The 12132-nt window shown below is 63.2% G+C and carries 9 protein-coding genes and 1 pseudogene; 5 read left to right on the forward strand and 5 right to left on the reverse strand.

Annotation, left to right across the window (positions count from 1 at the left end; genetic code table 11):
- Positions 1-2: 2 nt before the first annotated feature.
- The 3 genes from AC5P9I_RS03995 to AC5P9I_RS04005 are packed head-to-tail and all read left to right on the forward strand — an operon-like array spanning position 3 to position 6276.
- Positions 3-1742 (forward strand): site-specific DNA-methyltransferase, encoded by a 1740-nt coding sequence (locus AC5P9I_RS03995; protein ID WP_345786178.1) that lies wholly within the window; start codon positions 3-5, stop codon positions 1740-1742.
- Positions 1742-4477: a DEAD/DEAH box helicase gene (locus tag AC5P9I_RS04000; RefSeq protein ID WP_329953846.1), complete on the forward strand. Its 2736-nt coding sequence runs from the start codon at positions 1742-1744 to the stop codon at positions 4475-4477. Before AC5P9I_RS03995 ends, AC5P9I_RS04000 begins: the two co-directional genes overlap by 1 nt.
- 35 nt (positions 4478-4512) lie before the next feature.
- Entirely contained in the window at positions 4513-6276 is a 1764-nt protein-coding gene (locus AC5P9I_RS04005; RefSeq protein WP_033959598.1) for an ATP-binding protein, read from the forward strand.
- A gap of 54 nt (positions 6277-6330) precedes the next feature.
- Here the strand turns inward: AC5P9I_RS04005 and AC5P9I_RS04010 are convergent, their stop codons facing one another.
- From AC5P9I_RS04010 to AC5P9I_RS04030, 5 genes are read right to left on the reverse strand one after another with little or no spacing between them, the layout of a single operon-like run.
- Positions 6331-7080 (reverse strand): TIGR03747 family integrating conjugative element membrane protein, encoded by a 750-nt coding sequence (locus tag AC5P9I_RS04010; protein ID WP_033959596.1) that lies wholly within the window; start codon positions 7078-7080, stop codon positions 6331-6333.
- Positions 7077-9233: a type IV conjugative transfer system coupling protein TraD gene (traD, locus tag AC5P9I_RS04015; RefSeq protein ID WP_016851988.1), complete on the reverse strand. Its 2157-nt coding sequence runs from the start codon at positions 9231-9233 to the stop codon at positions 7077-7079. The genes AC5P9I_RS04010 and traD overlap by 4 nt, the downstream gene beginning before the upstream one ends.
- An 8-nt stretch (positions 9234-9241) precedes the next feature.
- Complete coding sequence (locus tag AC5P9I_RS04020; RefSeq protein ID WP_329953847.1) at positions 9242-9775, reverse strand: integrating conjugative element protein; 534 nt, start codon at positions 9773-9775, stop codon at positions 9242-9244.
- The gene (locus AC5P9I_RS04025) at positions 9772-10392 is read right to left on the reverse strand and encodes a lysozyme family protein (RefSeq protein ID WP_029578143.1); all 621 of its coding nucleotides are present in this window, start codon (positions 10390-10392) and stop codon (positions 9772-9774) included. Before AC5P9I_RS04025 ends, AC5P9I_RS04020 begins: the two co-directional genes overlap by 4 nt.
- Positions 10377-11009: a TIGR03759 family integrating conjugative element protein gene (locus AC5P9I_RS04030; protein WP_495229812.1), complete on the reverse strand. Its 633-nt coding sequence runs from the start codon at positions 11007-11009 to the stop codon at positions 10377-10379. The genes AC5P9I_RS04025 and AC5P9I_RS04030 overlap by 16 nt, the downstream gene beginning before the upstream one ends.
- On the opposite strand from AC5P9I_RS04030, the pseudogene hsp20-GI reads away from it, so the two are divergent.
- Positions 10968-11171: pseudogene (gene hsp20-GI / locus AC5P9I_RS04035) on the forward strand (small heat shock protein sHSP20-GI); the annotation flags it as partial. The gene AC5P9I_RS04030 and the pseudogene hsp20-GI overlap by 42 nt on opposite strands.
- A gap of 22 nt (positions 11172-11193) precedes the next feature.
- Positions 11194-12108: a heat resistance protein YfdX1 gene (yfdX1, locus tag AC5P9I_RS04040; protein WP_329953853.1), complete on the forward strand. Its 915-nt coding sequence runs from the start codon at positions 11194-11196 to the stop codon at positions 12106-12108.
- The last annotated feature ends 24 nt before the right edge of the window (positions 12109-12132 follow it).

Consider the following 12132-nt stretch of genomic DNA (forward strand, 5'->3'; position numbering starts at 1 on the left):
GCATGACCATGAGCAAACAAAAACTAGAACTTACCTGGATCGGGAAGGAGAAGCGACCCAAGCTGGAGCCGCGCATCTTGCTCGAAGATCCAGAGAAGTCATATCACGCCAAGCATCGCGTGTCGGACAACGACATCTTCGACAACCGACTGATCTTCGGTGACAACCTGCTTGCGCTGAAAGCATTGGAGCAAGAGTTCTCCGGCAAAGTGAAGTGCGTGTTCATTGACCCACCGTACAACACCGGTAGCGCATTTGCACAATATGATGATGGTCTTGAGCACTCGATTTGGCTTGGCTTAGTACGGGATCGGCTAGAAATCATCAGGCGTCTGCTTTCGGACGATGGCTCGCTATGGATTTCTATTGATGACAACGAGGCTCACTATCTTAAGGTCTTGTGCGACGAGATTTTTGGTCGCAAGTGTTTCGTTACGTCATTTATCTGGAAGAAGGTCGACAGCCCAAATGACAACAAGGGCGCCCTTTCCCCAGATCATGAATACATTCTTTGCTATGTAAAGAATCCTGACTCGATTAATTTTCGACCGAAGCAGGATGAGTCAATCTTAAATGCATACCGGCAGCCGGACGCGGAATCGGACAGGCCGTACCGTGACCGTCTCCTAAAGAAAAACGGGAAGAATAGTCTTCGGATCGACCGCCCGTCGATGTATTTCCCGATCAAGGGGCCAGACGGCGTGGATGTTTACCCCATTCACGATGACGGCCAAGAAGCCCGATGGGCAATGGGGAAAAAGGGTGTTGATGAGCTGATAGCGAAGGGAGAGCTTGTTTGGAAGCAAAGGGAGAGCGGCGGAGTACTGCGGTGGGTTCCTTACACAAGAGAATATGCTCCCGACGCTCCTACGCGCCCTTGGCCAACAATCTGGTCAGACTTGCACACGACTCGACAAACTAAGGCTCATCAAAGATCTGTTTTGGAGGGCGTTCAAGCATTTGAAACCCCGAAGCCAGAAGACTTGGTTTCCCGTATTCTTAGTATTTCAACGAATCCAGGAGACTGGGTTCTTGACTCATTTGCGGGATCTGGTACCACTGGAGCAGCCGCTCATAAAATGGGACGGCGCTGGATAATGGTGGAGCTTGAGGAAACTTGCCATACACACATCATTCCGCGTCTCAGGAAGGTAATTGACGGCGAAGATAAGGGCGGCGTCACAGAGGCTCTAAGTTGGCACGGCGGCGGCGGCTTCCGCTATTACCGTCTTGCCCCCAGCCTGATCGTCAACGACCGCTGGGGCAACCCGGTGATCAACCCCGAATACAACGCTGCGCAACTGGCCGAGGCGCTGGCCAAGCTGGAAGGCTTCAACTACGCGCCGTCAGAAGCGCACTGGTGGCAGCACGGCCACTCCAGCGAGCGCGATTTCATCTATGTCACCACGCAGAACCTGTCCGCTGAGCAACTGCAAGCCCTGGCCGATGAAGTCGGCCCGGAGCGGAGCCTGCTGGTGTGCTGTGCCGCTTTCCACGGCGTCACGGCGACCAAAGCGGCGGAGCGCTGGCCGAACCTGACGTTGAAGAAGATCCCGAAGATGGTGCTGGCCCGCTGCCATTGGGGCCGTGACGACTACAGCCTGAATGTGACCAACCTGCCAATGGCGGAGATTGAGAAGGCCGAGCCTGCGGCCCCTGGCAATAGCGTCAAGAACACTAAGAGCAGAAAAGCGGCCCTCGCCAACGCGGGACAGGGCGGCCTGTTTGGGGAGAACGAATAATGAGCACCCGCGTCCTGCACGCCGTTACCGGCCGTCTGTCTCTCCGCCCGCCCCAGGCCGAGTCCCTCATCAAGCTCGCTCGCGCGCTCGATGCTGCGCCCGAGCTATTGGGTCACGAGCGTGATGTCTCGGCCATTCTCTCCACGCTGAAGGCAGAGTTCCCAACATTGGAGGACTTCGAGCGGGAGTTTCCGTCGTTGTGCTTCGCGCTGGCCACGGGCGTGGGCAAGACGCGGCTGATGGGAGCCTTCATCGCCTACCTGCACCTGGCGCACGGCATCAACAACTTCTTCGTGCTCGCGCCCAACCTGACGATCTACAACAAGCTCATCACGGACTTCACGCGCAACACGCCGAAGTACGTGTTCAAGGGGATCGCCGAATTCGCGCAGCAACCGCCGCTGATCATCACCGGCGACAACTACGACCAGACCGGCGCGGCGGTGGATGAGCAGTCGATGGGCTTCGCTCACGACGTGCGCATCAACATCTTCAACATCTCCAAGATCAACTCCGAGGTGCGCGGCGGCAAAGAGCCGCGCATCAAGCGGATGAAGGAAGTGCTGGGCGACAGCTACTTCAACCATCTGGCCAACCTGTCTGACCTGGTGCTGCTGATGGACGAGTCGCACCGCTACCGGGCCAGCGCCGGGGTGCGCTCTATCAACGAACTCCAGCCGCTATTCGGTCTGGAAGTGACGGCGACGCCGTTCGTCGAGTCCAGCCGCGGGCCGGTGCCGTTCAAGAACGTGGTGATGGACTACCCGCTGGCGCGGGCGATGGAGGATGGCTTCGTCAAGGAGCCGGCCGTGGTCACCCAGCGCAACTTCGACGCCAAGGCGCACACGCCCGAGGAGATCGAGAAGACCAAACTGGAAGACGGCGTGCGCCTGCACGAGACGACCAAGGTCGAACTGCTCACTTATGCGCGCGAGAACGGCGTCAAGCCGGTCAAGCCCTTCATGCTCGTCATCGCTCGCGATACCACGCACGCGGGGCAACTCTTGGCGCTTCTGGAATCGGAAGCCTTCTACGAGGGGCGCTACCAGGGCAAGGTGATTCAGGTCGATTCCAGCCGTACCGGCGCGGAAGAAGAGGAGATGATCACGCGCCTACTGGCCGTGGAGAGCGTGGACGAGCCGACCGAGATCGTGATTCACGTCAACATGCTGAAGGAAGGCTGGGACGTGACCAACCTCTACACCATCGTGCCGCTGCGCGCGGCTAATGCCCGCACGCTGATCGAGCAGTCCATCGGGCGCGGCCTGCGCCTGCCTTACGGCAAGCGCACGGGCGTCGCGTCGGTGGATCGCTTGAACATCGTCGCGCACGACAAGTTCCAGGAGATCATCGACGAGGCCAACCGCGGCGACTCGCCGATTCGCCTGAAGCACGTCATCCTCGATGCGCCGAGCGCCGACGACAAGAAGGTCAGCATGCAGGTCGAATCAGGTGCATCGGCGCGTCTCGGTTTGACGGAAGCACCGGTCGTGGTCACAGGGGCTTCAGCCACTGACAGTGGCGCGGAAGTCCCTGTGCCCAAACCGGTGTTCACCACGGAGGCGGAGAGGCAAGCCGCACGAATGGTTATGGAGGTTATCGGCAAGTACGAGGTCAAGCGCGATCTGGTGCCAACCAGCAGCGCGCTGCTGAAACCCGAAGTGCAGAAGGAAATCCTCGCGGAGGTGGCAGAGCGGTTGAAGCCGCTGCAAGGCGAATTGCTGGCGGGCGTGGATGAATCAGTCCCCGCACTTGACTTGTCCGCCGTGGTGGCGAAGACCACCGAGATCGTGGTGCAGCAGACCATCGACATCCCGCGCATCGCGGTGGTGCCGACCGGCGAGGTCACGACCGGCTTCCACGCCTTCAAGCTGGATGTGAGCCAGCTCCATCTCCAGCCGGGCCAGCGCGAGATCGTCGGGCAGATGCTGCGGACCAACGAGCAGTTCACTCTGGCCGCCGAGGTCGGGCTCAAGGAGCAGCGCCCGGAGGACTACATCGTCCACGCCCTCGTGGACTTCGATGACATCGACTACTTCACCCACGCCGATCTGCTCTACGACCTCGCGGGCCAGATGGTGCAGCACCTGCGCGGCTATCTGTCCGAGGACGAAGCCATCAGCGTGCTGGATCGTGACCGCCGCTTGATCGCACGGGAAATCCACGCGCAGATGATGGCCCACTTCTGGGAGGAGGCGACCGAGTACGAGGTGCAGGTCAGTCGCGGCTTCACCGAACTCAAGCCGTGCAACTACACCGCCACGGCAGGCCAGACGGCCCACCACTTCCGGGAGACCGTGACCGAGACCAGTCGCATCAAGCAGATGCTCTTCGGTGGCTTCGCGCGTTGTCTGTATCCGCTGCAGAAGTTCGACTCGGATACCGAGCGGCGCTTCGCCATCATCCTGGAGCGCGACGCGACGAAGTGGCTCAAGCCCGCGAAGGGGCAGTTCCAGATCTACTACAAGCTCGGCACCGAGCAGCCGGAATACATCCCCGACTTCGTGGCCGAGACGGACGCGACCATCTTCATGGTGGAGACCAAGGCACGTGCCGACATCAACACCCAGGAGGTTCAGGCCAAGGCCGCTGCCGCCATGCGGTGGTGCAAGCACGCTTCCGATCACGCGGCGAACGTAGGCACCAAGCCCTGGAAGTACCTGCTGGTGCCCCATGACGAAGTCAGCGAGTCGAAACGGCTCGCGGATTACCTGCGCTTTGAGGTCAAGGCGTAATTGAGTTACCGCTGTTCGCCCACGGAGATTCCGATATGAGCCGTGCTCATCTGCGCTTCCAGGTGGATTCCCGCCTCGCCACATTGTTGAGTCAGGAATACTCCTCGTCCGAGCGAGCGCTGAAGGAACTCGTGGACAACGCATGGGACGCCGACGCGGAGCAGATAACGATCCTCCTCCCGAAACCTCTGAGTGGTGACCCTCTCGTCATCCAGGATGACGGCACTGGCATGACCGAGGAAGAACTGCGCCGGCACTATTTGTCGATCGCATCTGATCGGCGTTCGCGGCGCGGCGAGCGCACGGCCGGGAAAAATCGCTTGGTCAAGGGGCGCAAGGGTATCGGCAAGTTCGCCGGGCTCATGGCCGCAGCGGTGATGACGCTTGAAACCCGTGCGCGCGGTCGATTGTGCTGTATCACCTTGCGGCTGGACGATCTGTCCCAAGTCGAAGACATTGAACAGTTGAATATCGGCCTGCAAAGCGATCCTTGTGGGCCGGAACTGCATGGCACGACAATCACGCTGAGCGATCTGCATCAGGGCCTGGCTTATCCGGATGCCAATCGGCTGCGCCAGATCCTTTTGCAGGACTACGGGCGACAGGATGACTTTGCAATCACGATCGACGGCAAGCGGCTCGACGTCGATGATGTATCCGGTAGCTACTCGGAGCAGGAAGAGGAGCTTCCAAGTGCCGGTAAGGTAAAGCTGCGTTTCTCCATCAGCGACGGCAAGTCCGGGTTGCGTCAGCCAGGCATCACTCTGCGTGTGGACGGCAAGGCCGTTGGGCGGCCTGGGTTCTTCGGCCTTGATCAACGAGATGACTTTCCATCCAAGCTGCTGCGAAAGCTCTACGGCGAGATCGAAGCAGATGGACTGCGCGACCACATCACGGCGGGCTGGGATGCGGCGGTCGAGAACAGCGAGCTTCTGAGAGAGGTTGAGGGCTACGTCCAGCCCATCTTGCGAGAAGCCTATGAGCAGCAGTACCGGCGCGAAATTCAGTTGGCGCAGGCCCGCTTGCAGAGAGCGATCCTCGCGCGCTTGTCGGCTCTGCCAGAGCACAAGCGTGTATTTGCCGACCGCGCGATCAAGAAGATTCTCGACAAGTATTACGGCGAGCCGGAGAGCAAAGTCGAGCCGGTGGTAAATGTGCTGTTGGAAGCGATGGAGCGTTCCGACTACCGCATCCTCCTGGAGCACATCGCAGAAGCAACACCGGGCGATGTCGCTGGGGTAGCCGAGCGCCTTGATGAATTTGGCTTGGCAGAGATGGCCTTCCTTGTACAGCAAGCGACGGCTCGCCAGGTCTTCCTTGATCAACTGGACGCGCTCGCTCGTGACGCCGCTACGACGGAAGCCGTCGTGCACAAAGCCCTGGAGCGAAACCTGTGGGTATTCGGTCCCGAATACTCGCTATTCAGCTCGAACAGTACATTGCGGCGGCAAGTGGAAGATGTCCTCGGAGAGACCTACACAGGTGACAAGGCCAACAGGCGCCCCGACCTGCTCCTCAACGAGAACCTCGGCGGACAGTACCTGTTGATCGAGTTCAAGCGGCCGAGCCACGCGCTGAATCACGATGATTACGTGCAAGCGATTGGTTACAGGCACGAACTGGCAAAGTATCTCGGTTCTCCGATTCAGGTTCTGCTCGTCGGCGGCAGTCGGTCTTCCGACTTTCCTACGGACAATCGTGAACCGCATGTCGAGGCTCGGATTTTTGGTCAGGTCATCTCCACCGCGCGGCGGCAGATTGAGTGGCTGCTACGTACAGCGGAGACATGTTCAAACTGATCCACATGTCGCTACGAACTTGACGGCGCATACTCCATCGCAGCGGCACCCAGGTCACAGGTACTTCTTAAACGTCGCCGCAGCAATGCACACCGCCACGCCGAGCAGTGCGGCGCTGGGCAGCAGGATCAGCAGCGGGTTCACGCTGACCGGCAGTGCCAGGTAAGTCACCCACGGCAGCACGGCCAGCGGGATCAGGCTGGCCCTGGCGCGGTGATAGATGAACCCCGACTCGCGTCCCGCGCCGAAGCGGCGGATGTCCCGGCGCACCAGGCCATCCACCAGCCCGACGAAGGCGGCCATCAGGAACAGCGGCAAGGTCAGGCACAGCACCAGCAGCCGCACGAGGAAGACCAGTGTCGTGTAGGCCGCCGCGATCAGGTAGCTCTTCACGTTCACGGAGACCAGACCCAGGTAGTAGCGGAAGTCCTTGGTCGGGCGATGGCTGCCGGCGCTGGCCTGCGCCGAGGCGTCGCGTATCCAGTCCAGCAGACCGCTTTTCACGAACAGCCAGTCGTAGCCCTGCTCGACCAGCCGGTGCGCGGTGCGCCCCGGCTCCTGCACCAGCGCGCTGCGGGTGAAATGCGTGGAAAGCTGATCCAGCTCGTAGTGCAGCATGCCCTGCGCGTGGCGCCAGCCCTGCTCGGGCCAGAAGAAGTGCATGCCAACGCATTCGATCAGGATGCACAGCAGCAGCGCGCCGCACAGCACGCCGAAGAAGCGGAACGGCAGCGTGACCAGGCCGGCGATCAGGCCTTGCTGTCGTTGCTGCTGGCGTTGGGCCGCGACGGCCGGATCGCTCATGCTTCGGCCTCTTCAGCCGCGGCCATCTGCTTGAAGTCGTCCAGCAGGTCGTCGGGCAGCGCCTTGTCCTGCAGGCCGGGGATGCCTTGGTTCTCCCACCAGTCTCCTGCCTCGACGTAGTGCTGTCGCATGTAGCCGGCCAGCTCCTGCAGATCCTTCGGCATGGCTTCGTCGGGGTCGGGCGCAGGCAGCGGCATGCGGACTTTCCAGAGGTTGCCGCCCTCGGTCAGCGCGAAGCACTGCCCCTTGGGCAGCGCCACCACATGCGCCGGCTCGATCAACGGCACGCTGTTGCTGCTGATGCGGTCCTGGGTGTTGGACGTGAACGCGGTATTGCCGTGCGGATCGGAGCTGTCGGTGGCGCCGCTCATCAGCGCCGTGGCGTACACCTCGACCTTGGGCAGTTGTCGCGTCAGCAGCTCGGCGGTGGCGGTCTCGCGCACGCGCAGCATGAACAGGTTGTTGAAGTTGCCGACCACCTGGCCGGCCTTGGCACGATTGCCGATGCGGGCCTCGATGTCGCTCAAGGTCTGCGTGTAGGCCGTCACCTGCACGCCGGCACCGCCGCCCTTGTTGACCATCGGAATGAACTCGTCGCCCATGAGTTCGTTGAATTCGTCGGCGTGGACGTTGATCGGAATCTTGGCGCCCGCCGCGGCGCCGGGCAGCCCGTCGTCGACGCCGAACTTGTAGATGTGGCCGGCGACCGAGACCAGATCGCTGAACATCGAGTTGCCCACCGCCGCCGCGACTTCGGCGTCGGACAGCGCATCCAGCCCCACGTAGACCACCGCGCGTTTGCGGATGACCTGCATCCAGTCGAAGATCGGCCGCGGGTCGGACAGGTCGGAATAGTTCGGTGCGAGCAGTTGCGCGATCTTGCCGGTGGTGAGCTTCTCCAGCAGCGGCAGCAGCGAAGCGACGATCTTGTCGAAGTAGGTCCGGTCGTAGCGCACGGCGCTGCGCAGGCCGTCGAGCACCGGGTCATAGATGCGCACTTGGGACAGGTACTGTTCGAGGGCCACCACGCGCTTCTCGCGCCCGATCATGTTGCGCGGGATGTTCTTCTCGTTCAGCTTCGCTTCGAGCTGGACGATGACCTCCCAGGCCTTCGGCTCGTTCTTGGCGAAGTAGTGCTGGGCGTACTCGATGAACAGCGCGTCGATGTTGATGACGTGGCGCTGGATCAGCAGGTAGTCCGGCCGCTGCCCCAGCTCGACCAGGGCGCGCGCGATGATGTTGACGAAGCGCCAGGCGAATTCGCGGAACGCGGCGCTGTTGCCTTCGCCGGAGAGCTGCCCGGCGATCCGCGTGGCCACCTCGGAGATCCGCCCGAACCGGCCCACGGCGTTGTAGCGCGCCGAGATGTCCGGCCAGCCCAGATGGAAGACGTAGAACTCGCCTTCGCGCCCGGCGCGCTTGGCCTCGACGTACATGCGCTTCAACAGGTCCGCATCGCCCTTGGGGTCGAAGACGATCACCACCTCGTGCTCGCCGCGGACCTTGCGGCGGATGTCCTGGGTGATGAACAGCTCGGCCAGCCGCGTCTTGCCCACGCGCGTGGTGCCCAGCACCAGGGTGTGGCCGACGCGCTCGCCCAGCGGCAGGGTGACGTCGACCTCGTGCGGCTCGATGCCATGCAGGCGTGGCAGTCCGCCGACCGACGGCAGTGGTCGCGCCGGGTTGAGCGGGCTGTCCCAGGCCAACGCGCGCGCCAGCGTCGAGACGGGAAACGGCGCGAACTCAAGCCGCTCCTCCAGCCGCCGGGCGGCCCGGTAGATCGCCGTCGGCTCGACGTAGCGGCGGAACTCCGGCCGATAGGTCTGCATCAGCCGGTGCGTGTGCCGCTGTTCCCAGCGAAAGCCCTGGCCGACGAACAGCCGTTGCTGACTCACCGGCACGTCGCGGCTGGTCATCACGTAGCGCGGCAGGCGGCGGATGTTGCGGCGATAGCGCAGGATCGCCCAGGCATCGCGCAGGCGAATCGCGCCGAAGGTCAGGAAAGCCAGCGCCGAGCCCAGGCCGAGCAGCGGGTTCAGCGCGAGCGACCACGGTGCCACCAGGCACAGAATCGCGGCGCCGGTGCAAACCGCCACGGTGTAAAGCTCCACCGCTGGCCGCAGCAGAACCTCGACCGCATGCGGTTGGGCCATTTGCGCACCTACTGCTCGATGCCGGTGGACGTGATGAGCACCGGGTAGTGGCGCAGGCCCAGGCGCTGGGCCAGGTCGTCGCCGGAGGCCGGCGAGAGGGTCAGGCCGGGAGCCAGCCTGCGCAGCGCCATCAGCGCGGCCATCGACTCCACGTTGACCACCAGGCCCACGGCCTGCAGCTCGCGCAGCGCCACCTGCCGCTGCCGCAGCCAGGCGCGCGAACGCTCGTCGTCGCCGATCAGGAACAGCGCCGTCAGGCCCGGCGCCCGGATGACGCGGCGCTGCACCTCGCCCGGCGACAGTTGCGTCGAGCGCACCGGCAGCATGGCGGCTTCGGCGTCGGCCGCGTTGCCCACGCGAGGGGCCGGCATCGGGGTCGGCGGTGTGGCCTGATCCGGCTGAGGATTCAGCGACCGGTAGTACGGCAGCGCGGAGGCGCCGCCGTGGTCTTCGACGACGATCAGCGGCGCGGAGGCGGTCTGGGCGAAGACGGTGGTCGTGGACAGCAGCCCGATGGCGGCGATGAGGACGATGTGGTTCATGGCGTGGTGGCCTGGAGGGTTGGAACGGGAACGTCGGGGTCGAGCACACGGGTCAGGTGCCGATGCACACTGCGCCGGTAGCGCGCCGCGGGTGCCCCGCCGGCGGGCCGGTGGTAGCGGCCGATGGCAAGCAGCCAGTCCTCGCCCGGCGTGTGCTGTTCGCGCAGGATTTCCGCAGCGATGGCGAGGTTGCGGTACGGGTCCAGCAGCTCGCAAGGCTGCGTGTAGCGATGCGTGTGGTAGCCGAGATTGACCTGGCCGAGGCCGGCGTCGATGCGATTGGCCGGCGTGCTGGCGAGTGCCCGGCGTAGCCCCGCGCAGGCCTCCGCGCGGGTGGCATAGCGCTGTGGCGAGCCGGCGACGTTGAGCGTCCACGGCCAGGGGATCAGGCGCCCGCGCAGCATGGCGCCGCTCTCCTGCAAGGCCACCGCGTACAGCACCGCCGCCGGCACGTCTGCACGATGCGCCGCCAGTTGATAGGCCGGCGGCGGCACTTCCCGCGCGAGGGCGGCCAACGTCCAGCCGCCGGTGGCGAGCAGCAGCGCGGCGCTGGCGCAGCGGATGGTGACGCGGGATGGCCGACGCTCCCGGCCCGGAGTACCTATTGCCGCTGCCATTGGCCGTTCACCTCGCGCACCACGGCCGGCAGATCGCCGGGCAGGCCGAGCGACAGCCAGCGCCCCGCATCGTGGTTGAGCGTGATGGTGCGGGCGCGCACCCTGGCCGGGTCGATGCCCGCCTGGGTGGCCCACTGCCGGATGCGCGCGTCGTCCTGACGGCTGCCGACCATGTAGAGGTCGAAGGCCGTGCCGGCCGCCTGCAACTGCTGCACGCGCTGCGCGCACGGTGCGCAGTCGGCCTTGACGAAGACGGCCAGGCGCCCGGAGCCGGTGTTGCCGGCACCCTGCGCCTTGGCGCCGGGAAGGCTCACGCGCGGCTGGCCGGGAAACAGGCGCCGCCACGCCGCGTCGTAGGCCCGCTGGTAGGCCAGCGTCTTGCCGACGCGCCGGGCCTCGGCCTGCACCTGCAACTCCGCGTAGCGCCTGCGCTCCTCCTCGCTGCGGGCCTCGATGCCGAGCGCCGTGAGCGGATCGAGCTGGGGCGAATAGACCCCGAGCGGCCCCTGCATCAAACGCCGGTAACGGGTCCACTCCTCGGGGTGAAGCCCCCACTCCCGCGACTGCCTCTCGTCGAGCGCAAACTGGAAAAAGAGGAGCAGGGCAAGAAGTTCCACCGCATCGAACGTGCGTATGGCCGCTTTGTGCGCAGCTTTGTCTTGCCTGACAACGTTGATCCGACCAAGGTGACGGCTTCGATGAAAGACGGCGCGCTGGAAGTGCGGCTTGTCAAGGCCGAGCAAGCCAAACCGAAACAGATTGAAATCTCGGTCAACTAACTTTAATCAGGAGCCCAAAATCATGAATATCAAACAGCCCCAATCAACCTTCACCGCACTTGCCCTGGCGGTCGTCGTCGGACTGAGCGGACCGGCTCAGGCCCAATCGGCGGCACGTTCTAGCCCAGGTGCTGCAGCACCCTCTGCCGCATCCAAGGCGGCGCAGCCACAGGTAGATTACAAGGCCGCCCGGGAAGCCGCGAAAAAGCGCGCCGAACTCGCCCAAGATGCAATCACTGCGCTGGCCAAGACCCATGAGGCATTGATCCTCCTTGATGCAAGGAAGACCAAGGAGGCGCTCGCTGCGCTGGAACTGGCCAGCGGAAAGCTGGAACTGGTATTGGCGCGTAAGCCAAAACTTGCTTTGGCGCCCGTCGATGTAAGCGTCATCACCCATGACATCCACGCCAACGTGGAATCGGTCAAGAAAGCGGTCGAGTTGTCTCGGGAGTTGTTGGAGGATGGCGAGGTGCAAAAGGCCCGGCCCATCGTCGCCAATCTGGCCAGCGAAATCGTGATCGAAACCGACAACCTGCCGATGGCAACGTACCCGGCTGCGATCAAGTCGGCCGCACGGCTCATCGACAGCGGCAAGATCGAAGACGCCAAGGCGACACTCGCCCGAGCACTGAACACGTTGGTGGTGACCTCGGTCGTCATTCCTCTGCCCGTGCTACGGGCTGAAGCCGCGATGGCAATAGCTGAAAAGCTGGCCGAGACCGACAGGCGCGATGCCAAGCAGAACGAGAAGCTCAGAACCTTGCTGGCCTACGTGCGCACGGAAATCGAGCTGGCGCAGATCCTGGGTTATGGCAAGAAGGCGGACTTCAAACCCATCTTCGATCAGGTGAAGTCCATTGAGCAAAAGTCGGCTGGTGGCAAAAGCGGCAAGGGATGGTTCGACGAGTTGAAGACGCGCCTCCAAAAGCTGGTTTGAGGTGATGAAGGGGCTGACTGTTCG

It is taken from the genome of Stenotrophomonas sp. YJH_SMC_29 (assembly GCF_059371235.1).

Bases quoted from the DNA above. Each gene is read 5' to 3' on its own strand.
- AC5P9I_RS03995 (WP_345786178.1), top strand. From the start codon at position 3: ATGACCATGAGCAAACAAAAACTAGAACTTACCTGGATCGGGAAGGAG.
- AC5P9I_RS04000 (WP_329953846.1), top strand. From the start codon at position 1,742: ATGAGCACCCGCGTCCTGCACGCCGTTACCGGCCGTCTGTCTCTCCGC.
- AC5P9I_RS04005 (WP_033959598.1), top strand. From the start codon at position 4,513: ATGAGCCGTGCTCATCTGCGCTTCCAGGTGGATTCCCGCCTCGCCACA.
- AC5P9I_RS04010 (WP_033959596.1), bottom strand. From the start codon at position 7,080: ATGAGCGATCCGGCCGTCGCGGCCCAACGCCAGCAGCAACGACAGCAA.
- traD (WP_016851988.1), bottom strand. From the start codon at position 9,233: ATGGCCCAACCGCATGCGGTCGAGGTTCTGCTGCGGCCAGCGGTGGAG.
- AC5P9I_RS04020 (WP_329953847.1), bottom strand. From the start codon at position 9,775: ATGAACCACATCGTCCTCATCGCCGCCATCGGGCTGCTGTCCACGACC.
- AC5P9I_RS04025 (WP_029578143.1), bottom strand. From the start codon at position 10,392: ATGGCAGCGGCAATAGGTACTCCGGGCCGGGAGCGTCGGCCATCCCGC.
- yfdX1 (WP_329953853.1), top strand. From the start codon at position 11,194: ATGAATATCAAACAGCCCCAATCAACCTTCACCGCACTTGCCCTGGCG.